This window comes from Helicobacter brantae (assembly GCF_003364205.1).
Classification (GTDB): domain Bacteria; phylum Campylobacterota; class Campylobacteria; order Campylobacterales; family Helicobacteraceae; genus Helicobacter_G; species Helicobacter_G brantae.
In genome coordinates this window covers 1-23,068 of record NZ_NXLV01000005.1, presented here as the reverse complement: position 1 = coordinate 23,068, position 23,068 = coordinate 1, and the positions used below count along the sequence as shown (strand labels likewise).

Here is a 23,068-nt window from a genome sequence, read left to right as displayed (position 1 = left end):
TCCTTTGGGGGTTGTATGGATTGGGAATATATATATGCAAGAATTAAGAGGTATTTTCTAAGAATTGCTTATGCCCTATGTGATAAAACCTATGGTGCTCACCAAATCCTTACAAAAGCCCAACAAAAAGAGCTTGACAAAAGAGCTATGCTTTGCTCTATCTATATCAAAGCAAGGGCATTGATGCAAAGTGGAGAAATGCAATATCTCCAATATGATGGCAAAATCATCACTTCAAGCTCATCGCTTCCTCAAAAATATGATTCAAATAAGAGCTTTAAAATCCACGAAAAGTATTTGGATTTGTTTGTAGGCAAAGAAAGGGAGCTTGTCAAAAATGAGCTGATTTATATAGGAAAGCAAAAAGAAGTTAGCACCATAAAAAGAAGCAATGGCAAGGATTTAAAGGTTCAAATCTCACAACACGCTAGAGAAAGATTTGTGAGCAGAACCCTATTGATTGAGGAGAGATTGCCTAATTTCAACTTCCCCTCCCATATCCGCCCCCAAATCCCAATACTTCAAACTTGGGTGAGAAAAAAAGCAAAGAAGATAGATATAGAAGATAAGATTGAGAGGGATAGAATCCTCCCAAAAATTGCTTCAGAACACGCAAAACATCTTGATGGATTGATTTTAGAATGCCTCAAGCACTCAACTTATAGCAATGAAAAATCTAGGCATTACAAATACAGGGATAAAAAGGGCAATACAAACTACTATCGCTTCTATCCTTACACCTTTGTCTTCAACTCGGCAAATAATTGTGCGATGACAACTGAGATTTATGCGATTGCTGAAGAATCGCACAATCGCAATGATTTAGTCGCAGAGATAAATGCTAAGACTTACAATCTTTTTGATAGCTATATTGAGAGGGTTGTGAGGGAGGAGCAGGAAAAGTGTTAAAAAGAGTTTTTTAAAAACCTTTTTGTCATAGGGCAAAAAACTTCCAAGAACAAGTCCATTTTTTCTCTCTCAATCTCATAGGCTTGATAATCTACTACCACCCTATCACCTCCCTCTCCTGACAAAGCACTCTGAAATACAAAGCTCATATCATCTGAAAACTCAAATACCATATCTACTGATTTATTGACTTGATTTTTTGTCTTTTTGATAGGCATTTTGAAATCTAGCAAGGGATAAATCATCGGAGCATATTGTGAATATGTATAAGATTTTGGTGCTTGGGTTTGCTTCAAAAATTCCTTGCTAGGAGCTTTGTTGTAGTAAAGGGGTGGGCGACAATAGACTTGGAGTGTGGGAGCTTTGTCTATCGTGGCTTTGAAGATTTGAGATAAATCATCATTTGCTAGAAGTATAGAGAAAGCAAAAAGCAAAAACGACTTTTTCATACTCCCTCCCTAGAAAGTAAAAGTGCTCCCAATTTTTAGTCCAAAGTTTGTAGGCAAGGCTAGAGAGCTACCATTTTTCTTGGCAAAGTTCGTCCCCATTTCTCCCACCACATCAATAATCCCAAAGGCATTCAATCCTGCACTGATTTTCAAGCCCTCAACTCCTAGCATATCCATAGAAAGCCCCAATCTAAAATCCACCCAAGAGTAATCCCCCATAATCCCTAGCCCAAAATACTGACTTTTGGGGGCAATAGCATTATAAGAATCATAAGAGAGCAAATCGATATCCATTGTTACCACATAGTTTTGCAAAAACTCATAAGACACCCCCAAACGCAACTGAGGATCAAGGGTAATGCGTTTGCCATTGATGAGAAATGAAGGGAGATTGACATTTTTAGCACTCAAGCCCAAATGCACATCATAGATTGAATACAAAAATCCCAAATCAAGTCCGAAGTTTTGAGAGGGTGTCATATGCATAAAATCAGGGATTTCTATCTTTAGCTCTGCCCTTGCATTCCCTGTATAGCTACTCCCATTAAACACTGCCCTCATATACTTCATCGCTGCACCAAAGTTGAAATCCCCAAAATCTGTCTCTAGTCTATACGCATATCCCACAGGCACTTCTAAGAGTGCGATTCCAAAGCTAGAGGCTTGATACTGAGTCCCCCCTGCACTTGAGAAGCTTATATTTGTCAAAGAACTTGCAAAAGCTCCGATAGCAAAAGCACTCATTTGATGTTCTATCACTTCACTTACTAGTCGCCCATACTCATCTTCTACTGCCCTAATCTCTTGTCGGACAAATCCTCCGATTTGAGCCACCACCCCTAGTTGAGTTTCTACACTCACTTTAGAATCCCCCAAATTTGACAAAATGCTCTCCACCTCACTCACTTTCGCTCCATAGCCAAGCTCTAAAAGCTCATTGAGATTGCTTTGGGAGAGATAGAACCCCCCACTGAAAGAAAACTTACTTCTAGGATCACTTGAGAGAAGTGCAGGATTGTAGTATAGCCCCCACGCTGAATTTCTAAGTGCTACCCCTGAACCCCCCAAAGAAGTGGAGACATTTCCCATAGGGGCAAACCCCAAAGCATTGAGAACTCCACTTAGAGTAAGAGTGAGGGCAAAAGTTTTTCTAACCACGGAGCTTTTTTATCGCTTTTTTCAAAGATGAGATAAAGTATTCAATATCCTCTAGGCTGTGAGTATAGTGGATACTTGCTCTTATCCAATTTGGCTTCATTCCTAGCTCACTTGCACTATCTTCTAAGCCAAAGAGATCATATCCATAAGGACCTGCACAAGAACACCCTGAGCGAGTTTGAATCCCATATTTTTCACTCAACTCTAGTGCCAAATCAAATGGCGAAACTCCTCCGATATTGAAAGAAATCACTCCCAAACGCTCGGCTTCTAGGTTGCCATAGAGAGTAAGGGCAGGGATAGATTTCATCTCATAAATCATCGCTTGAGTAAGGACTTTTTCTCTTCTATGGATAAGATCAAGCCCTATTTCATTGCGAAGTTGATAGGCAAGGGCTGAAGTGAGAAGCTGAACTATACCTGGTGTCCCTGCCTCTTGGCGATAGTCGATATTTTCTAGATATTCGTGATTTGTGCGATTGGCATTTTTGATTGTGCCACCTCCTCCAAAAGTGGGGGGCAAAGAAGTGTCAATCATTTTGCTTTTGATTCCCAAAACTCCACAGCTTCCCACCCCTCCAAGAAGTTTATGAGGAGAGAGGAAGCATACATCAAAGAGTGAGCTATCAACATTCATATATGGGGAGCTTGAAGCCATATCAAAGGCCACAATCGCACCCTTTTCTCTCAAAAGTCTTGAAACCTCCTCATAAGGAGTGATAATCCCTGTAACATTGGAAGCGATATTAAATGAGCCAATGATTTCTCCATTCACTTCGCTTAAACTTTGCTTGAAAACTTCCATATCTAGCAGTCCTTGAGAGTTGAGTGGGATTCTAGTGAGATGACACAATCCCTCTCGATAGCTAATCTCATTGGAGTGATGCTCATAAGCTCCCACAAAGACATAAGGGGCATTGCTTGGAGTTTGCACCCCTAGCCTTTGCCTACTTTTGGGTGGGATATAAATCCCCATAAGCTCTTGAAAAAGCTTGATTGCACCTGTTGAGCCACTTCCGACATTGAGCAAAGAAAACTCCTCGCTCAATCCCAAAGATTTTCTAATCACCTCTTTGGATTGTTTATAGAGTTGAGTGGTGAGAGAGGCGTGAGTAGAAGTGTCAGAGTGCGTATTGGCATAGCAAGGCAAAAAACTTGAAATTCGCTTTAGAATTGGGCTAAAAGCAAGTCCTGAGGCTGTAAAATCAAAATATCTTGCTCCCTTTTTGAGTATCATTCCCTTTCTGCATTGCTCAATCTTGTCTTCATTCTCATCTAAAATTGGAGAGAAAAAATTTTGTGCTATCTTTTTCACTTCGTCCCCTTATCTTTGGAATATTTTATGAGATAAATTCTACTACAATGTCATCTTAAGAATCTCAAAATCAAGGAAAATAATGTCTAAATTTTATGCAATCCCCATAGCACTTCTGCTCTCAAGCCAACTTTTTGCCACACAAGAAGAAGATTTGCAAGAAAAATCTCTTTTGCAATCTGCCAAAGAGCTTTATGACAAAAATATTAAAGAAGCCAAAGAGTTTTATGAAAAAAACGAAAAAGAAGCCAAAGAACTCTATGAAAAATATCTCAAAGAAGATATAGAAAAAAGCCTAGAGAAAGGCAAAGAGCTGTATGATACCTATCTTGAAGATAAAGTTAATGAAGGCATACAAAAAGGCAAAGAGTTTTATGACAAACACCTTGGAGAAGAGGTGGAAAAAGGGGTGCAAAAGGGAAAAAAGATTTATGAGGAAAAAACAAAAAATAATGAATAGCACCCAACTTTCCACAACTTCAAATAAGCCAAAAATTTGCAAACCCATTCTTAAATGGGCTGGAGGAAAACGCCAATTACTTAATGAGCTTATCACACTAATGCCAAAACAATATAACCGATATTTTGAGCCTTTTGTGGGTGGAGGAGCATTGTTTTTTGCAATTCAGCCTAAACATGCTTTTATCAATGATTATAATCAAGAGCTGATCAATCTTTATGAAGTGGTTCGTGATCAATGTCAAGAATTGATTGATGGCCTTAAAGAACACAAAAATGAAGAGGAATACTATTATAAAATCCGCTCTTTAGATCGTGACAAGAAAAAATGGGATTCGCTTTCTCCGCTTCAAAGGGCAAGTCGCTTGATTTATCTCAACAAAACAGGTTACAATGGGCTATATCGTGTTAATTCCAAAGGAGAAAATAATGTTCCTTTTGGGAGATATAAAAAACCAAAATTTATTGATATTGATAATCTTTGGGCTTGTAGCCAACTTCTTAAAGACACAAGGATTTCTTGTGGAGATTTTTCAAAAATCAGACCCAAGATTCAAAAAGGAGACTTCATTTACTTTGATCCTCCCTATGTACCACTCAATAAAACCTCAAGTTTTACTTCTTATGTCAATCAGGATTTTGATAAAAATATGCAGTGCAAACTTAAAAAGCTTTGTGATGACATTGACAAAAATGGGGCTTTTTTTATGCTTTCAAACTCCTATACAGATTTTGTTTTAGATTTATACCAACATTACAATATCCATATTGTCAAGGCAACAAGAAGCATCAATTCCAACGCAAGTCAAAGAGGAAAGATAGCCGAAGTAGTTGTTACAAATTACACATGAACAAAAAACACAAATAATGAATAGTAGAAAATTTTATTTTGGAGACATACAAAATATGATAAAAGACACAAATACAAGAGGGCAAAAAATTTCCAATAATGAGGCTTGGGATCATATCTTCCAAGATCTACATATTCTTGATCATCTTACAAAAAATCCATATTTTGATATCAGTGCTGATGAAATCAAAAAACGAGATGGAAAAGAAGCACGATTGATGACAAAAATCGATCATCGAGAGCATTTGCCTAAAATTATGGCAGAAAACAACCTCTCGATTCTTGCAATCAAAAATGGATTATATCGAATTGCAAAAACCAATCCTTTCATTGATATTGATCCAGAACCTCAATCTGAACCCATTGAGATTGGCATTCCTAATGAAATCCTCTCTATTGATCCACTCAATATCAAAAGCGAATCTGAAGCACTAGACATTGCTTATCTTTCTAAAATGCTTCAACAAACATTCAAAGAGCAGACTTCTCTCACCGTGCGTGGAAGATTGAGAGGAGAATTAGACTTTTCTCTTAATAATATTCCTTATCAAGTTGATGGTGTGCAAATCGAAGTAGATGGGGGATATGAGGGGAAAGATGCACTTCACTTAATAGAAGCCAAGATTGGATATAGGAACAATATAAGCATTAGACAATTGCTTTACCCTACACTATTTTGGAAAAAACAAAAAATTGCAAAAGTTAAAGATATAAAAAGCTATATTTTTTACTATCAAGATAATCTTTTTAGATTCATCCCTTTTGATGAGAATCTGCTTTGTGCTATGCACCACGAAGAGTTTGTTTTCAAATTCAATGAAAAAAGCACATTTAAACTCAAAGAACTTTCTCCCCCCAAACAAAGTCTAATCAATCCTCACGCTCCATTTCCTCAAGCCGATGACTTTGAGAGAATTCATTCTATGTTTATCTCACTTTCATTAAATCAGGGGATTACAAAAAATGAAGCTATGAATGATTTTGATCTTGTAGAGCGACAATATGACTATTATCTTAATGTTTTGCTTTGGATGAATCTATATAAATTGGACAACAATCATCATATCGTAATCACATCAAAAGGAGAGGAATTACTCAATCTCGGTTTTAAAAAGAGACTTGAGGAATTTGCAAAAATTATTTTTTCAGATTCAATCTGTTATCAGATTCTTCAAGAAAAAAACTATGACACACAAGATTTTGCAAAAAACTATAATTTGCAAAGCACAAACACAATTCAAAGAAGAGTGCAAACTATTCAGAGTTGGATAAAATATTTTAATAAAGTTTTTGATTAACCCCTCTCAATCTTTACCCAAATCTGATTGCTTCGAGGGAATTCAATCTTTTGGAGAGTTTTTAGAATCTTTTTTAGCTCAGCCTCACTTCTAACCTCAAAACTTCTATGCTCAAAGCCATTTTCAAGCACCACATATCCTCCGCCCTCACTTCTCCCCACAGAGATTTCCCTATCTTTTTTGGCTGTTTTAAATGTGATTCTCTCCCCCAAAGAGAGGGTTTGGAGATGATGAAGGCAAGTGTGGATGAGCTCCTTATTTTTTATCATTCTTGCTTCTTAGGTGGATATAGAGGTGCAAAATATCGATACTTGCAGGGGTGATTCCACTAATTTGCGAGGCTTGGAAGAGGTTTTTTGGGCGAATCTTGCTAAGCTTCTCTACCACCTCAAGACTAAGCCCACTAATCCCCTCATACACAAAATCACTAGGGATTGTAACGCTAAGTATCTCATCCATTTTGCTTACCATTTCTTTTTGTTTAGCAATGTAGTGGAAGTATTTTGACTCGATTCGGATTTGCTCTAATGCCCTATCGCTCATTTTCTCAAATATAGGGGCAAAGGCTCTGAGCTTAAAGTCATCAAAGCTATCACGCCCCACCACAAGGGTAGCACTGCACTTATCGCCTATCCCCTCCTCTCCCAAACTAGCCAAAAACTCCAAAGTCTGCTTTGAGGGAGTGAGGGGGTTTTGAGCTAGATACTCCATTCCCTCCTCTATATCTCTCTCATCTTTTTGAAGTTTGGCATAATCCTCTTCACTCATTAGCCCCAAAGCATAAGAGTATTTACCAAGCCTAAAGAGTGCATTATCTTCTCTTAGAAGCAGTCGATACTCTGCCCTTGAGGTAAAAACCCTATAAGGCTCTTTTGTCCCCTTAGTTACCAAGTCATCAATCAACACTCCGATATACCCCTCATCTCTTCTAAGCACTAGCTCACGCATCTCTCCAAACTTCTCTCTTAAATGCTCCAAAGAAAGAGTAGCATTAATCCCTGCCACAATCCCCTGAGCTGCTGCTTCTTCATAACCTGTAGTTCCATTGATTTGCCCTGCTAGATAGAGGTTTTTGGCTTTTTTGCTCTCAAGTGTGTGGTAAAGCTCTGTGGGTTGGACATAGTCATATTCTATGGCATAGCCATAGCGTGTGATTCTTGCATTCTCTAGTCCCTCAATGCTATGAATCATCTCTTCTTGCACATCAAAAGGAAGTGATGAGGTTAGCCCATTGATATAGTATTCACTCTCATCTGCTGTTTGAGGCTCTAAAAATAGCTGATGTCTTTCTTTGTCTGCAAAGCGATTGACTTTATCTTCAATGCTAGGGCAATATCTTGGACCCACGCCTTGAATCTGTCCGCTAAACATTGGGGCACGATGAAAGTTTGAGCGGATAATCTCGTGAGTCTTTTCATTGGTATAAGTTACATAGCAGGGGTATTGCTTGGGATTAAAGCCTATCTTGTCGGTTTTATAGCTAAAGCAAGGGGCAGGAGTGTCGCCATTATGGACTTCAAGATTGCTAAAATCAATGCTTCTCCCATCTATCCTAGCACAAGTCCCTGTCTTTAATCTCCCAACTTCTAGTCCAAGTTTGAGAAGTGAGCTTGTAAGATTTTTGCTTGAGCTCTCCCCCACTCGCCCATTCTCACTCATCACCTCTCCGATATGGATAAGCCCCCTAAGAAAAGTTCCTGTGGTGAGAATCACCTTTTTGGCTCTATAAACTTTGCCAATGTTTGTCTTCACTCCCACCACCCTTTGCTCTTCCCCCTCGCCCTCTATGAGTAGCTCCTCTGCCATTTCTTGAGAGACGCTAAGATTGGGAGTGTCAAGCACTAAATTTCTTGCATAGATTCTATAAGCGTCCATATCAATCTGAGTCCTTGTCCCCCTCACAGCAGGACCTTTGGAGGCATTAAGTGTGCGATATTGAATCCCACACTTATCAGTAATCTGCCCCATTACTCCCCCCAAAGCATCGACCTCTTTTGTCAAATGCCCCTTTCCTAGCCCACCAATAGCAGGATTGCAACTTGCAAGTCCGATATTTTCTACCAAGATAGTTAGCAGGTGCGTTTTTGCCCCCATTTTCGCACTTACCACACTTGCCTCAATCCCTGCGTGTCCTCCACCTACAACCAATACATCATATTCCATTTTTTATCCTATGTTTTTGACTTTTATAAAGATATTTGAAAAATTATATCAAAAGCCTTTTTAGTGCATTGTGTTTTTGTCTATAATTAGCTCCTTTAAGATTAAAACTTTGGAGAAAACTATGAGCAAATTGAGTGAAAAGATTTTTGGAGAAAAAAAACGCTTTTTGACAGCAATCCCTATGATTGCCCTCTTGCTTCTTGCAATCGCTTTCAACTCCCCTCTTTTGATTTGGGCATTGCTTGGGGTGTGCTTTTTTGTGGGATTCTTAGAATCGCTCAAACTCTACAAGCTTGAACCCTCAATCTTACTGATTAGCAGTGGGATTGCGTGTTGGGTTTTGGCATATTTCAACTCCTCTCCTCTGACTTCAGGGGTTTTTGTCGCTATGTTTTTGGCAGGATTTTTATCCTATAAGCAATCTATCCACCCCAAAAGCATTCTTCCCTTCCTCTACCCCACTCTTCCCTTCCTCTCTCTCTATGCCCTCTACATAGACAAAGGGATTTCAAGCGTAACTTGGCTTATCATCACAGTAGCTGCCACAGATATTGGGGCGTATTTTGGAGGAAGAGTATTTGGACGCACCCCTTTCTCTCCCACCTCTCCCAAAAAAACACTTGAGGGAGTAGGTGTGGGAGTGAGTGCAGGGATTGTAGCAGGGACGATTGCAGGGATTGGACCTGCAAATGGATTCCTTTTCTCACTCCTTACTACTTCTATTGTGGCGATTGTTTCTGTGTTTGGAGATTTGTTTGAGAGCTATCTCAAAAGAGAGGCAGGTGTGAAAGATAGTGGCAAAATCTTGCCAGGGCACGGAGGGATTTTGGATCGATTTGATGGGATTCTTTTTGGTGCTGTGGGAATGTATTTCTTGCTCTGCTTTGTGTGGAAACAATGAGTCTTGCTCTACTTGGAAGCACAGGCTCAATCGGTGTAAGCACACTCAAAGTTGCCAAAGCTTTTAATCTCCCCATAGAACTCCTTGTCGCAGGGAAAAATATCAATCTCTTAAACTCTCAAATCAAAGAGTTTTCTCCCTCTTATGTTGTCATCGCTGATAGAGAGGATTTAGACAAAGTGCAAGGAAGAGGGGCAAAAGTCTTTTGTGGAAGTGAGGGGATTAAAGAGGCCTTATCACTTTGTGCTTCTCCTCTAGTGCTAAATGCTCTAGTGGGATTTGTGGGCTTAGAGCCCACAATGCACTCCATAGCTTTGGGCAAAAAAGTGGCTTTGGCAAACAAAGAAAGCCTAGTGAGTGCAGGGTGGTTGATTGATACCTCAAAGATTATCCCTGTGGATAGTGAGCATTTTAGCCTATGGTATTTGCTTAGAGGGAGCAAAGCGTTTAGCTCGTTGCTTATCACTGCTAGTGGTGGGGCGTTTCGTGATACACCCTTGCACTCTATCCCCACCCAAACTCCAAGCAATGCCCTCAAACACCCCAACTGGAGTATGGGAGCAAAGATAACAATCGATTCAGCAAGTATGATAAATAAACTCTTTGAGGTGCTTGAAGCCTTTTGGCTCTTTGGGTGCAAAAATATTGAGGCTTTGATTGAGAGAAAATCCCTTATCCACGCACTTGTAGAGTATCAAGATGGGAGTATGAGTGCTCATCTTGCTAGACCTGATATGTGTCTTGCAATCTCTTATGCACTCAATCCAAGTCTAGCTCAAAGCACTTCTTTTCTCCCCAAAATCTCACTTCAAGACCTCTCTTCTCTTGCTCTAGAGCCAATCAGCAAAGAGCGTTATCCTCTATGGGAGCTTAAAGAGGCTTTGCTAGAAACTCCCTCTTTGGGTGTGGTGCTAAATGCTTGTAATGAAGTGGCAGTGGAGGGGTTTTTGGGTGAGAAATATCTTTTTGGTGGAATGACAAAAATCATTTTAGAGAGTATGCATAGATTCTCTTCTCTCCCAGCTCTAAAGAGCCTAGAAGAGATTGTTGAGTTTGACAAAGAAGTGAGGAGCTTTGCTAGAAGTTTAAAGGTCTGAAAGCCACTTCTTGGCTTTCTCAAAGGCTTTTTCTAACGCACTTTTATAGGGCTCACTATGTTTGCCAAAACTCTCATGAAGCTTTTGAACTAGCTCTTTTTGCTCTTTGCTTAGCTTTTGAGGATAGATGATTTTAATCTGTGCGACTAAATCCCCATAGAAATCCCCTCTTAAGCTTTTCACTCCATTGCCCTCGAAAATAAATTGCTGTTTGTCTTTGGAGTTGGGTGGGATAGAAAGCGTAAGCTCTCCTCTAGGAGAAGGGATCTTTACTTCAGCCCCCAAAATAATGCTTGTGAAAAATACAGGCACTTCCACATAGAGATTTTCCCCATCACGGATAAAATGCTCATCATCTTTGACTACAAGCTTGAGATACAAATCCCCTCTTCTGCCGTTTTTGTCCTCATTTCCTTTTTGAGAAACTCGGATTTGATTGCCATTATCCACGCCCTCAGGGATTTTGATCTCTACTTTTTCTTCTTTTGTGGCATAGCCCTTGCCTTGACACTTGGGGCATTTCTCCTCGATGATTTCTCCATTTCCTTGACATCTAGGGCAGGTTTGAGCAAAAGCCATAAAACCTTGACGGATTCCGATTTGCCCTTGTCCTTGACAATCAGGGCAAGTTTTTTTGCTTTTTGCTCCACTCCCTCCACAATCGCTACAAGCGACTTTATAGGTGGTTTTTATCTCTTTTTTGCACCCAAAAATCGCTTCTTTGAACTCTAGCTTTAGCTCCATTGCAAAGTCAAGTGGGAAACTCATCTCCTCTCTTGCTCTCCTGCTTCTCCCCCCTCCACCAAAGAATCCCTCAAATATATCGCCAAAAATATCGCCAAAGCCCCCCATTCCACTGCCTCCGCCCATTCCTTGAAGCCCTGCTTTGCCAAATCGATCATAAGTCGCTCTCTTGCTCTCATCACTCAAAACCTCATAAGCTTCATTGATTTTTTTGAATTGCTCTTCAGCTTGAGGATTGTCAGGGTTGCGATCAGGATGACAAGACATTGCTTTTTTTCTAAATGCTTTTTTAATCTCCTCGCTTGAGGCACTGCGACTCACCTCTAAAATCTCATAATAATCAAATTCTTCCAAAACACTATCCTTAAGCTTATAGTTTAAAAGGCGTTATTCTAGCAAAGAGTTTGCTTTGAAATAAAAAATTTCTAGCTTATTTGCAGATTGAGAGAATTGTAGAGGTATAAAATGAATTATTGAGCTTTTTGAGTTGTTTTTTGCTCATCATCTTTTTTTGATAACAGCGTCCGATTGTGGCAAGGTTGTTTTTGAAGATAAATTCTGCTAGGATTTTGCCCTTCTCATCATACCACTTCCCTCCCCTATCCTTCCTGCCATTGGTATAAAAAACGATAGATTCAGGTTTGCCATTTTCATAATACCCCCTCTCAAAGCCATTGATTTTGCCATTTTTATAAGGGGTTTCTCTCTTTAGCACTCCATTTTTATAAAAAACTTTTTCCACTCCATTAATCTTGCCATTTTTATAAGGTGTGGTTGAACGCACTTTATTGTCTGCATAACCCTTAAGCACCCCATTGATTTTGCCATTTTTATAGGGCGTGGTTTGCTCCAATCTCCCCTCACTATCATAAATCTTTTGCAATCCATTGATTTTGCCATTTTTATATGGGGTGAAAATCTTGCCACCATAGGGGGTTTGACTTATTTTGACACAACCCCTATCATAATCTTTTGCCCCCTTGCATTCACTCAAACCCTCTGCAAGTATCAGCTCCAAACCTAGCAAAACCCCCAATGCAATTTTTTTCATCTCCATTCCTTAAAAGCCCAAAAACTTATTGATAAAAATCGACATTTTAAACCCTAATATCAAATCAAAATGCAATCCTCTCCCACTTAATGCTACAATCACGCTTATGAAAATCAAAAATCTACAATCTTTTTATGCACTTGTTCAATCACTTGAGAAACTCCCCTCTATTGGGAAAAAGTCAGCAGAGAAAATGGCTTATACTCTTTGTGTAGAAAATAAAATTTTGGGCTTAAATATCGCCAAAAGCATACAAGAGGCAACAAGCAAAATCAAAAAATGCTCCAAATGTGGGGGGTTGAGCGAAGAGGAAGAGTGCCAAATCTGTCAAGACGAAGAGAGGGCTAATGGAGAGCTTTGTATCATCGCTCATCCTAGAGATATTGCAATCATTGAAAACACGGGGAGCTTTAGAGGGAAGTATTTTGTCTTAGAATCTTTAGAGAGTGTGGATTTTGAGAGTTTGACTTCAATGATTTTAGATAACAAAATCAAAGAAGTTATCTTTAGCTTCTCTCCCTCTTTGGCAAATGACGCTTTAATGCTCTTTGTTGAGGATAGATTAAGTGCTCTCTCGCTCTCTTTTAGCAAAATCGCACAAGGTATCCCCACAGGCATTGGACTAGATCATATTGATCAGCTTTCTCTCTCTCGTGCCTTTGAGGGTAGAATTAAAATCTAAAATTTATCCAAAAAAACGATAGAATACGAAGTTACCTCTCACACAAGGGTAATTTAAAAACATTTATTCCTAGGAGGAAACTATGAAAAAGATCGTTGCACTCTGTGCTTTGGGATTGGCTTCAATGCTATTTGCTGAAGTTCCAGCAGTTTATAAGAAGTGTGTTACTTGCCACGGAGCAGATGGTAAGAAAGTAGGAGTTGCTCCTAAAGTTATCGCAGGACTTAGCAAACAAGAAGCTCTTGATTTCTTGAATGGTTACAAAAACAAGACAATCAAAACTCCAAAAGCAAACACAATGTATATCCAAGTCAAAAACCTTTCAGATGCGGATATGAACGCTTTGGCAGATTATATCGCTACTCTTAAGTAGTCGCTTTGTGGGGATTCCCCACACACTCTTTTAAGGTAAAAAATGGCAGAATTACTCATCAACTCCCAAAACTTCAAATACAATCTCAATCTCATCACCCAACACCTTGATTGTCAAGACAATCTCGCCCTAGTCCTCAAAGACAATGCCTATGGACACGGACTTAGAGAAATCGCAGGACTTGCAAGGGAGAGTGGGATTGAGAGTGTATTTGTCAAAAACGAAGCTGAAGCCCTGCAAATCAAAAATCACTTCAAACATATTACAGCCTTTTATGGCGAAATCTCTCCTCAAAGCCCTAGCAATATCTATCAATGTATCCAATCACTGCAAACACTTCAAGAAATCTCTCCATTGCGTCCTTTTGAGCTAGAGGTAAATTGTGGAATGAATCGCAATGGAATCCCTATACACTCCCTTAGCAACGCTTTTGAAATCATTGCCAAAAGAGGATTGAAACTCATTGGGGTTTTTACTCATAATGGCTTTGGCGATGAGGGAGGAGAAGGGTTTTTGCTCCAAGAGGGTAATGCAAAAAAAATCAAAGATGAAGTCATCTCTTTATGCACTCACCACAATCTCCCCTTCCCAAGATTTCACTCTCTCAATACTTCAGGAGTGCTTAGAGGCAATGGGGTGAGAGAGATTGTGAGAGTAGGGATTGGGGCTTATGGTTATGCCTGTGATTCTCTCAATCTCCCCTCCCTCAAGCCAATCGCTAGTCTTTGGGCTGATAAAATCTGCTCACATTCCCTCAAAAAGGGAGAGAAAATCGGCTATGGTGGAATCTATGAAATGCCCTATGATGGGATAGTGAGTAGCTATGATTTAGGATATGGCGATGGGCTTTTTAGAATCGATGAGAAAACTCAAGGCAAACTTCTATGCTCTAGTGGAGAGCAAATCTTACCTAGAATGTCAATGGATTGCTTCTCAGCTCTAAGTGATAAGGAAAAAATCTGTGTCTTTAGCGATGCGAGAGAGTGGGCGAAGTTTTTTGATACGATTCCTTATGAAATCCTCACCAAACTCTCTCCATTTATCAAAAGAAAAGTGATTTAGCAATGGAAGAGTATGGGCTACTTGGACTTTTTCTAGCCACATTTGCTTCAAGCACGATTCTTCCCCTACCCTCTGAAGCTGTTGTCGCCACATTTATTGCCCTAAAATACAACCCCTATCTTATCCTCATTGTCGCAAGTATCGGCAATGTGCTAGGAAGCATAACAACCTATGCACTTGGATATTTTGGATTGACAAAAGTATTAGAGAAGTTTTCAAAGATTGATGAGAGAAAAGTGAGATATTTTAGACAAAAGAGCCACAAACACGGCGATTTGCTCTCTTTCTTTTCTTTCCTGCCTGTCTTTGGCGATATTTTCACTCTTGCTTTGGGACTTGCAAAGTTCAATATCTATCGCTGTATTTTCTTCATCGCTTTAGGCAAAACTCTGCGTTATGCACTTATTATCTTTTTTGCTGATAGTGTGATGAAGTATATTCATTGGTTGTAATCCCCTAGCGTCGCAAATAGCGACGATGGGGTTTTTTGGGGCGATATTCTACATACATCACTTTATCCCCCTTGCCCCCATAAGAGATTTCAAACACATCTTCCAAAGCTCTAAATACTTCTCCCCAAGTATCTCTCCCATAAGAAGAAGCGGTTTTGAAATAATGTTCTTTAAGCCACAATCCCACACGCGAAACCATAGACTTGCCCTCATCATCCATTGTGGATTCTACGGCATTTTTGAGGAGATTGATAAGATAGCGATTATTGCTCAAATCCTCTTTGACTTCTTGTTTGCCCACTTCCTCAAAGCTTGTAAAGGCATTTCTCAAATCATCTCTACTCTTCCCCTCTCCAAAGCCAATAGCCTGAATCCCCCTTGTGCGTATCTCTTGAGCTAGTGGAGCAAAATCGCTATCACTTGTAACTAATGCAATACAATTCATACTCCCTCCATAAAGCACATTCATCACATCAATAGCGATTTTTATATCACTAGAATTGCTTTTGCTGACATTTCCCGTGATGATATGGATAGGCTCGATTGAGTATTTTGAGAGGATTTCATCCCACCCTCGCATATTCTCTTTTCTCCAATCCCCATAAGCTTTTTTGATACACACCTCCCCAAAATCAAGGAGCTTTTGCATAATCTCATCAACTCTTTTGTAGCTGATATTCTCACTATCGATAAAAAGAGCGACTTTCTTTTTGTCATTATCTCTCATCTCTGCTCTCCAATACTTCCAATACCTCTTGCAAACTCATTATCTTCTGCTCTCCACTATTCATATCTTTGAGTGAGAGCTTTCCACTCTTTGCCTCTTCCTCTCCGATGATAAGCACATAGGGGTGTCCTTTGTTGTCTGCATAGGCAAAGGGTTTTTTGAGCTTTGTGATTTCAGGATAGACTTCCACTCTCCTGCCCTGCTCTCTTAGGCTTTGAGCCATTTTGTGCAATAGTGGTAAATGACTTTTATCCATTGCCACACACAAAACCTCTGCTTTGCTTTCCCTACTAGAGAGTTTGCCTAGCTCTTCTAATGCACTCAGCAACCTATCTAGCCCAACACTTGCCCCCACTCCACTCATCTCTTCATTGCTAAAGGTTTGGGTAAGGCGATCATATCTCCCCCCTGAACACACACTTCCAATACTAGGCAACTCTCTCAAAGTCGTCTCATAGATAATCCCTGTATAATACCCAAGCCCTCTAGCGATAGAAAAATTGATCTTATACTCATCTATCCCTAGATAGTCCAAAATCTCGCACAACTCTATAAGCTCAACAATAGCACTGCTTAAAGTGGCGTTATAGTCTTTGAGGTGAGCGATTTTAGAGAAAAACTCCTTGCTTCCCCCACTCTGTCTAAGTGAGATTAGCTCCAAAAGTTTTTCCACTTTCTCTCCCCCTAGTCCCAAACTCTCCCCTAGCTCCTTTTTCACTCCCTCAACCCCAATCTTATCTAGCTTATCTACGATTCTTAGTGTCGCATTGACATCATCTATCCCCAAATACTCACAAATCCCATTGAGAACCCCACGATGATTGATTGCAATCTCAAACTCTCCCACCTCAAGCCTTCTCATCACAGCCCTAATCACTTGGATAATCTCGCTATCACTTGAAATGCTTTTTGATCCGATAAAGTCAAAATCGCATTGTGTAAATTCCCTATATCTTCCCTTTTGAGCCCTCTCCCCTCTAAAAACATTGCCAATAGCATAGCGTTTGAATGGCAAGGGTAGTGCGTGTCGGTGCTGGGTGATAAATCTCGCCAAAGGCACGGTAAGATCAAATCTCAATGCCACATCACGCCCTCCGTGATCCTTGAAGGCATATAGCTCTTTTTGAATCTCCTCACTGCCTTGCTTGATTAAAACTTCAGCATACTCTAAATGTGGGGTTTCAATAGGAGCAAAACCAAAACTATCAAACACTTCAGTAATCCTAGAAATCAACTCATTTTTGGCAATAGATTCTCTAGGTAATCTATCTTTGAAGCCACTTAGGGTGCGTGGGGTAATTAGCATAAACAATCTCCGATAAAAAATAATAATTTGAATAATTTTACATAAGCTATAAAGTAAAATTACCCATAAAATTTCACAAATAAAGGCAAAACTTTGAAAATCTTAGTGCGACTCCCCACTTGGCTAGGTGATGGCGTGATGGCAACGCCGATGATTGAAGCCCTCAAAGAAGCCTATCGCGAAGCTTCTTTCACGCTTGTAGGCTCTAGGGTTACCATAGGGTTATTTGAGAGGGAAAATATGCGACTTTTTGTCGATGAGAGCAAAAAAGATTTTAATCGCTTTCTCTCCCTCTACAAGCTTGGCAAAACTATCGGCTCTCACGACATCTCAATCACTTTGCAAAACAACTTCCCCTCAGCGTGGCTTCTATGGGCAAGTGGCTCAAAAATGCGTATCGGATATGCAGGCAATCTCAGAAGTCCCCTACTCACTCACGCACTCCCTAGACAAAAGCACCTCCACCAAGTACTTCAATACATTCATCTCCTCTCTCCTCTCTCACTCCACCCCCAAAACCCACAGCTCCACCTCTACTCCAAGCCCGAGAAACGAGGCAAGAGGGCAAGAGTGGGGGTAAGTGCAGGAGCAAAGTATGGGAGTGCTAAGCGGTGGTGTGAAGAGTATTTCATAGAAGTGATTGCCACGCTTTTGAGGGCAGGATATGAAGTCTTACTTTATGGAGGAAGCGAGGAGCTAGAGGGCAATGGTAAGATAGAAAAAGCCCTAGAGCATATTACACCCACACAAAACTTCCACAACCTCACAGGCAAAACCACTATCTCTCAGCTCATTGATAGTATCGGCTCTCTTGATCTTTTCATCACCAATGATAGTGGGCCTATGCATATCGCCTCAGCCCTCTCAATCCCACTGATTGCTATCTTTGGCCCCACAGATTACAAAGAAACTTCGCCATTTAACTCTAGCAACACTCAAATCATCTTTGATAAACACCTCTCTTGCTCTCCTTGCAAAAAAAGAGAATGCCCCCTCAAGCACCACCAATGTATGAAGCTCATCACTCCTGATGAAGTGCTCAATAGTGCCTTTGAGATTTTGCAAGATTTTCCAAAGGATTTTGATGTATAGCACTTTATTGTATGAAGTGCTAGTTTTTGCTCTTATTGCCCTAGCATTGCTTTATTATCGCTCTAAATTAAAGGATTAGAAATGGAATTTTTCGCTCAACTTGAAGAGGTGATTCACACCTCAGACATTACCCAACGCTTTGCTCTCTTTGAGAATCTTTATAACTCTCTTGATAGCCTAGAGTTCAATCACGCCCACACCATTCGCCCTATCACTACCCCAATTTACGCCCCACTCTGCACTATCGCTCACCCCACCAAAATCTCACGCCCCAAGACTATCAACACTAATAGCTCTATGGGGGCATTCTTGCACTCTATCGCCCACATTGAGTATAGTGCGATTGATTTGGCACTTGATGCCACCTATCGCTTCAGAAATCTTCCTAGAGAGTTTTATCTCAACTGGCTTGAGGTGGCAAAAGAGGAGATAGAGCATTTCTCCACACTTAGAGGATTACTGCAAAGAAGTGGGTATGAGTATGGAGATTTTGTGGTGCATAGCAACCTCTTTGAGGCGATGAAGGCTACGCCAATCTTTGCTGATAGAATGGCATTGGTGCATCGAGGAATGGAAGCAGGTGGGCTAGATGCCAATCCATTTGTCTATCAAAAGGTTTTTTCTAGCACCCACCCTCTAAGAGATGAGATTTTGGGGGCTTTGGAAATCATACTTAGAGATGAGATAACTCATGTGAGTAAGGGGGATAAATGGTGGAGATATAGTGAGGATCCTAGAAGTTTTAAAGACATTCTAGCCCTCTATGACTACACCCTCCCCAAAGTCTTAAATGTAGAAGCAAGGCTAAAATGTGGCTTTAGCCTAGAAGAGCTAGAAGAATTGCAAAGGGGATAACCCTCCTACTCTCTCAAAAATCCATACTCATAGATTTTTTAACAAAGGCTTTTTGTAATGATTAAGCCTATTGGTGAGTAATGAGTTTGGTGTAGATTTCTTTTGCTTTGTTGTAGGTCTCCCTCTCTCCAAAGCTGTATCTTATCCCTGCACTGATTTGATAATCTGTATTGATTTTTCCAAAGAAGCTCTTTTGCACATCTAGACAAACATTTATCCTATCATCAATTCTGACATCTATCCCTGCATTGAGTTTAAACTGGTGGCTTGGAGAGATAAAAGAAGCTTCCTTTACGCTTTTGATATAAGTCCCGCCCTCAATCTGATACAAAGCATTAGCATAAGCATAATCAAATCCATAGCCCAACCCCACCTTAAAATCAAAATGAGCTTTATTGCCCCTAAGCGTGTATCCAATCTCGCTCCCTAGAGTATTTTTCAAAGTCAATATGCCATTAAGACTAGATTGTAGAGTTTGTCCATCATAGCTTTGTCTAAGCTTGGAGGGGGAAAGATAGCCTAGTGCCAAACATACTTGAGGAGTGATAAACCACTCTTTGGCTTTACCTATCTCAATCTTATAGCCAAAACCTTGAGATAGTGTGAGAGTGTAGTTTGAAAGATTTGCACTCACCGAATTATCATTGATTCCATTAAATCTTGTAGAGAGATAGCCAAGCTTGGCAAGAGTATTGGTATAAAATCCGCTATTGTGAAAATAAAGATTATATACCCCAAACTCTGCACTATGGGAGAAAGCCCTATAAGCATAAGTAGCGTCAAAAAGAAAGCTTCCTTCAAATGCTTGAGATTTAGAATCCATCACTCCATAAGAGGCCATAAACCCTGTAAAATCCCTCCCCTCTCTTGTATCAAAAGCATTGTCGTATCCCGCTTGAAGCACAAGATATTTGGACTTAATCCCTGCATAAGCATATGAGTTGCTTTGCTCTCCTCCAAACACCTTGCTCCAAACCCCCTGCATTCTCTTTGCTCCTCCTTTTGGTGGGATAGAGGAGCTAAAATGGATATGAAAAAGAGAATAATTATGTGCCAAAATCTCTCCTGCAAAGTGGATAAAATCAGGGCTAATGATGACATTTTGACTTTTGCCAAGTCGCCATTGATAAGAGTGACCCTCCTCTTGGGTGTTGCCTTCTTTGATAATCCCTGCCACATAACTGACTATCCCTGTCTGGGCTGTTTGGGATTGGATTTGTAAATCCTCCCCTCCACTTTTGGCTGAGAAAATCACAACATTGTCTTCTGAGAAATCATAGCCGATAAGATGGGTGGGGAGAAAGATTTGGGCATCTAGTCCTAACTCTCCCCCTCTAAGGGTTTCAATAGATACTCTATCAGCTTGGTGGGGCTGTTTGCCAGAGACATAAAATCTCATCAAAGGATTATAATTTCCACTTTTGTATATCATAAAAGTTCCTATATCCAACATCTTTGCTTTGGAGCGATTTGTAATATTTGAGAAACTATCCCCTCCTGTTGCCAAGTCAATTACAGAGCTTTTAAGATCTTGAGTCTTTTTGAGTAGATTTGGCTCTTGGAGGGAGGGTGTGTCAATCAACAATGTTTCAAAATAAATTGTCTCTTCATTTTTTGGAGCAAATTTAGTATTATCACCAATAAGGATATTTTGCTCAATTGTCTCATCACTTAAGATATCTCCCACAAAGATTGTATTGCCTTCTAGGGCGTAATTAATCTCAATATGACTCCCCTTTGCTTCTGCTCCCCTTATATGCTCCACCCCTCCAAAAAACTCTCCTGATAGACTTACTCCATAGGTTTCATAATCTTCCTCTTTGTTTTTCATAACATTAAGGACTAGGTTTCTTTGTTTGTCTTGAGATTGCAAGTTGATTTTGATTGCACTGCTTAGAGTGTTCTTATCTTTTCCATTGCCAAAATAAGCAAATGTTTCTCCCCCCTCATAGACAAACCCCAATTCACTCACTTGCACAATATCACTCATTTTCTCATCTTGCAAAATCCATAAATGATTTATCCCTCCAGAGTGTGTGAGAATCTTTTTTATCACGATTTCCATACCATTATAGATCGTCAATTTATTGATGCCTCCTGCGTGTTTGATACCTCTAAAATCTGTATCTCCTGCAATAAGTGATTTGATCTCAACTCCTTTGAAATCCTCAAAGATTGAGGAATATAGGGAGATTTGATTTTTTCCACCATAAGCGACAATACTTCCCAGCACCAAATCTTTAGCACTCAAACCATTAAACATTCCACCCACATCGGTATTTTTGATAAAAAGAGTGTTTTGCGTTGATGGATCATTGCCATATACTCCAATGAGTGTGCTTAACAATTCCTTATCATCTCGCTTTATTTCATCATTAGGAGATACACCCAGAGTGTCATCAATTCTTCTGCGATACCCAGAAATTTCAAGCAATCCATTGACTAGGATTGTATTTTTACCCCCATCAGTAGCAATAATCTCCCCTCCAATAATACCCCTATCTGTATCTGTGGGATTTTCTAAATACATCAAGATTAAATTCCCATCAATATCTATTTCATTCTCCCCCGCAACCCCTCCATCTCTTCCTGCATAGATTCTAGGCGTTGCCAAGAATCGATTAGCAAAATGTCCCGCCCCTCTAGCTGGACTAAAAACTTGGGTTTGATCTAGATTATCTTGAGTGTTTGTGTCTTTGAGTATAATAGTATTTTTCCCACCCCAAGCCATAATCCCAAATACCTCATCATCACTCTCTAGGGTTCTCATCACATATTCTCCTATCTTCACTCCTCCATCAATTATAATCTGATTACCTATCTTATCTTGTGGATAGTCTATTGCATGAGGATTATGAGAGGTAAGAAGTGATCTTTTGATAAAAAGAGCAAGTTCTGTGTCTGAAGTATCATCGCTATCTATGGTGGAGATTATATTTTTACCTGAATTTGCAATCACATCATAGACGCTTATAAGATTGTTTTCAATGCTTTGTGAATTTTTGAAAATGATAAAATTTTCTGTGTGCGAGTTTTTGGGGCTTGTTGTATGAGCAACAATCTGTGTAGCAAATAGGTATTGGGATCTTTGTTTTTCTTTTTCTATAAACTCGATCTTATTGACACCATTGTTTTCTGCAAAAATACCATAATCCCCAAAGGCAATAGGACAAGCTTTGATCCCTCCACTCTCAAGACTTAGCTCAATCCTCCCTCCCCTGCTATATATCCCACCATCAAAAACAACTGGGAAAGAAATCGTGTTGGAGACAGGATCTTTGAAGTTTTGAAAAGTGATAGAAATCTCAGAATGATTGGCATACAAATCCCCGATCATCTTGGCCCCATCTCTGAAAGTAAGCGTAGCTTTTTTACCAGAATGATTAGATATACTACCAATCAAAGCCCATCTTCTATCATCTTGATATTTTGCATCAATGATTTGTGAGGGTTTTCTTTTGAAGGTGTGATTGCCCCTCTCAAAGTGATTTTTCAAAAAATCTACCTCAATAATCTTGCCAGAGCTAAAAGTCAAACTAGCCACACTCTCTTCCAAAAAATCCATATTTTCACCCATACCAATATTCCCTACCAAAGTAGAGTTTTTGAAATCAGCAAAAAGTCTACCCTCACCCTCTTGGGATTTGAATAAAAAAATTGCATTATTGCCCCATAGCTCTTTTAAAGCAAGAGTTGAGTTGAGACTTAAGATTGAAAGAATATTGAGATTTGACTTTGGTGCGTATTGTCCATCAAGATTTTCTAGGCTTTCAAAAAAGCCTTCATCTATTTTGCGATAACTTCTCCAATCTTGTAAATTTTGCCACTCCATTGGTATAGAGCTATATTTGAAACAAGCATGAGACACTCCATTGACACCGCACTCTTCAGAAAAAATAAAACTACCCTCAAAAAAGAAAAATAAAGAATAAACTACAATTCCTTTTGCTTTTTGCATAATAATTCCAAATCCTTTGTTTATAGCTTTTTTATTTTTTAACCCCCATTTCTATTCTCTCCCTTCCCTTCTCTCCAAAGCTATATCTCACACCCACATTGATCTCATACTTGGTATTGATTTTTCCAAAGAAAGAACTTTCAAGATTTGTATAAAACCTTACATCC

At 39.7% G+C, this 23,068-nt stretch carries 22 protein-coding genes; 12 read left to right on the top strand and 10 right to left on the bottom strand.

Going from position 1 to position 23,068, the window contains the following annotated elements; all coding sequences use genetic code 11:
- Positions 1-15: 15 nt before the first annotated feature.
- A complete protein-coding gene (locus tag CQA58_RS03785) occupies positions 16-909 on the top strand; it encodes a hypothetical protein (protein ID WP_115569396.1) in 894 nt (297 codons plus the stop codon).
- On the opposite strand, the gene CQA58_RS03780 is transcribed toward CQA58_RS03785, so the two are convergent.
- Genes CQA58_RS03780 through CQA58_RS03770 form a run of 3 tightly spaced genes read right to left on the bottom strand, consistent with a single transcriptional unit; the run spans position 906 to position 3,831 of the window.
- Entirely contained in the window at positions 906-1,358 is a 453-nt protein-coding gene (locus CQA58_RS03780) for a hypothetical protein (protein WP_115569395.1), read from the bottom strand. The two genes, CQA58_RS03785 and CQA58_RS03780, sit on opposite strands and share 4 nt — an antisense overlap.
- 9 nt (positions 1,359-1,367) lie before the next feature.
- Positions 1,368-2,516 carry a conjugal transfer protein TraF gene (gene traF, locus CQA58_RS03775; RefSeq protein WP_115569394.1) on the bottom strand — a complete coding sequence of 383 codons (1,149 nt, stop codon included), beginning with the start codon at positions 2,514-2,516 and terminating at the stop codon, positions 1,368-1,370.
- Positions 2,509-3,831, bottom strand: a complete 1,323-nt coding sequence (locus tag CQA58_RS03770; RefSeq protein ID WP_245942762.1) for an aminotransferase class V-fold PLP-dependent enzyme — start codon at positions 3,829-3,831, stop codon at positions 2,509-2,511. Before CQA58_RS03770 ends, traF begins: the two co-directional genes overlap by 8 nt.
- Positions 3,832-3,913: 82 nt before the next feature.
- Between CQA58_RS03770 and CQA58_RS03765 the strand changes: the two genes are divergently transcribed.
- Genes CQA58_RS03765 through CQA58_RS03755 form a run of 3 tightly spaced genes read left to right on the top strand, consistent with a single transcriptional unit; the run spans position 3,914 to position 6,438 of the window.
- On the top strand, positions 3,914-4,291 hold the full coding sequence (locus tag CQA58_RS03765; protein WP_115569393.1) for a hypothetical protein: 378 nt from the start codon (positions 3,914-3,916) through the stop codon (positions 4,289-4,291).
- On the top strand, positions 4,284-5,141 hold the full coding sequence (locus CQA58_RS03760; protein ID WP_211305707.1) for a DNA adenine methylase: 858 nt from the start codon (positions 4,284-4,286) through the stop codon (positions 5,139-5,141). The genes CQA58_RS03765 and CQA58_RS03760 overlap by 8 nt, the downstream gene beginning before the upstream one ends.
- Positions 5,142-5,196: 55 nt before the next feature.
- Positions 5,197-6,438, top strand: coding sequence for a type II restriction enzyme (locus CQA58_RS03755; RefSeq protein ID WP_115569391.1), 1,242 nt, complete (start codon positions 5,197-5,199; stop codon positions 6,436-6,438).
- Here the strand turns inward: CQA58_RS03755 and CQA58_RS03750 are convergent.
- Both CQA58_RS03750 and mnmG read right to left on the bottom strand, forming a co-directional pair.
- Positions 6,435-6,707: a hypothetical protein gene (locus tag CQA58_RS03750; protein ID WP_115569390.1), complete on the bottom strand. Its 273-nt coding sequence runs from the start codon at positions 6,705-6,707 to the stop codon at positions 6,435-6,437. The genes CQA58_RS03755 and CQA58_RS03750 overlap by 4 nt on opposite strands.
- Positions 6,694-8,601 carry a tRNA uridine-5-carboxymethylaminomethyl(34) synthesis enzyme MnmG gene (gene mnmG / locus CQA58_RS03745; RefSeq protein ID WP_115569389.1) on the bottom strand — a complete coding sequence of 636 codons (1,908 nt, stop codon included), beginning with the start codon at positions 8,599-8,601 and terminating at the stop codon, positions 6,694-6,696. Before mnmG ends, CQA58_RS03750 begins: the two co-directional genes overlap by 14 nt.
- Positions 8,602-8,722: 121 nt before the next feature.
- Here mnmG and CQA58_RS03740 point away from each other — a divergent pair, with 121 nt between their 5' ends.
- Together CQA58_RS03740 and dxr are read left to right on the top strand one after the other, a co-directional pair.
- Positions 8,723-9,502 carry a phosphatidate cytidylyltransferase gene (locus CQA58_RS03740; protein ID WP_115569388.1) on the top strand — a complete coding sequence of 260 codons (780 nt, stop codon included), beginning with the start codon at positions 8,723-8,725 and terminating at the stop codon, positions 9,500-9,502.
- Complete coding sequence (dxr, locus tag CQA58_RS03735; RefSeq protein WP_115569387.1) at positions 9,499-10,599, top strand: 1-deoxy-D-xylulose-5-phosphate reductoisomerase; 1,101 nt, start codon at positions 9,499-9,501, stop codon at positions 10,597-10,599. The genes CQA58_RS03740 and dxr overlap by 4 nt, the downstream gene beginning before the upstream one ends.
- Here dxr and dnaJ read toward each other — a convergent pair.
- Together dnaJ and CQA58_RS03725 are read right to left on the bottom strand one after the other, a co-directional pair.
- A complete protein-coding gene (gene dnaJ, locus CQA58_RS03730) occupies positions 10,588-11,697 on the bottom strand; it encodes a molecular chaperone DnaJ (protein ID WP_115569386.1) in 1,110 nt (369 codons plus the stop codon). The two genes, dxr and dnaJ, sit on opposite strands and share 12 nt — an antisense overlap.
- A 76-nt stretch (positions 11,698-11,773) precedes the next feature.
- Positions 11,774-12,394, bottom strand: coding sequence for a toxin-antitoxin system YwqK family antitoxin (locus CQA58_RS03725; RefSeq protein ID WP_170126734.1), 621 nt, complete (start codon positions 12,392-12,394; stop codon positions 11,774-11,776).
- Positions 12,395-12,500: 106 nt separating this feature from the next.
- Here CQA58_RS03725 and recR point away from each other — a divergent pair, with 106 nt between their 5' ends.
- The 4 genes from recR to CQA58_RS03705 all read left to right on the top strand — a co-directional run bounded on the left by recR (position 12,501) and on the right by CQA58_RS03705 (position 14,963).
- Positions 12,501-13,076 carry a recombination mediator RecR gene (recR, locus tag CQA58_RS03720; RefSeq protein ID WP_115569384.1) on the top strand — a complete coding sequence of 192 codons (576 nt, stop codon included), beginning with the start codon at positions 12,501-12,503 and terminating at the stop codon, positions 13,074-13,076.
- An 82-nt stretch (positions 13,077-13,158) separates the two neighbouring features.
- Positions 13,159-13,449, top strand: coding sequence for a c-type cytochrome (locus CQA58_RS03715; RefSeq protein WP_115569383.1), 291 nt, complete (start codon positions 13,159-13,161; stop codon positions 13,447-13,449).
- Positions 13,450-13,491: 42 nt separating this feature from the next.
- Positions 13,492-14,511 carry an alanine racemase gene (locus tag CQA58_RS03710; RefSeq protein WP_115569382.1) on the top strand — a complete coding sequence of 340 codons (1,020 nt, stop codon included), beginning with the start codon at positions 13,492-13,494 and terminating at the stop codon, positions 14,509-14,511.
- Positions 14,512-14,513: 2 nt separating this feature from the next.
- Positions 14,514-14,963, top strand: a complete 450-nt coding sequence (locus CQA58_RS03705) for a YqaA family protein (RefSeq protein WP_115569381.1) — start codon at positions 14,514-14,516, stop codon at positions 14,961-14,963.
- A 4-nt stretch (positions 14,964-14,967) separates the two neighbouring features.
- Here the strand turns inward: CQA58_RS03705 and CQA58_RS03700 are convergent, their stop codons facing one another.
- Both CQA58_RS03700 and hisS read right to left on the bottom strand, forming a co-directional pair.
- Positions 14,968-15,690, bottom strand: a complete 723-nt coding sequence (locus CQA58_RS03700) for an NYN domain-containing protein (protein ID WP_115569380.1) — start codon at positions 15,688-15,690, stop codon at positions 14,968-14,970.
- On the bottom strand, positions 15,680-16,996 hold the full coding sequence (hisS, locus tag CQA58_RS03695) for a histidine--tRNA ligase (RefSeq protein ID WP_115569379.1): 1,317 nt from the start codon (positions 16,994-16,996) through the stop codon (positions 15,680-15,682). The genes CQA58_RS03700 and hisS overlap by 11 nt, the downstream gene beginning before the upstream one ends.
- Positions 16,997-17,089: 93 nt before the next feature.
- On the opposite strand from hisS, the gene waaF reads away from it, so the two are divergent.
- Both waaF and CQA58_RS03685 read left to right on the top strand, forming a co-directional pair.
- On the top strand, positions 17,090-18,088 hold the full coding sequence (gene waaF, locus CQA58_RS03690; protein ID WP_115569378.1) for a lipopolysaccharide heptosyltransferase II: 999 nt from the start codon (positions 17,090-17,092) through the stop codon (positions 18,086-18,088).
- A gap of 81 nt (positions 18,089-18,169) precedes the next feature.
- Complete coding sequence (locus CQA58_RS03685; RefSeq protein WP_115569377.1) at positions 18,170-18,943, top strand: ferritin-like domain-containing protein; 774 nt, start codon at positions 18,170-18,172, stop codon at positions 18,941-18,943.
- Positions 18,944-19,010: 67 nt separating this feature from the next.
- Here CQA58_RS03685 and CQA58_RS03680 read toward each other — a convergent pair whose 3' ends face one another.
- A complete protein-coding gene (locus CQA58_RS03680; protein ID WP_115569376.1) occupies positions 19,011-22,901 on the bottom strand; it encodes an autotransporter outer membrane beta-barrel domain-containing protein in 3,891 nt (1,296 codons plus the stop codon).
- Between the last annotated feature and the right edge of the window lie 167 nt (positions 22,902-23,068).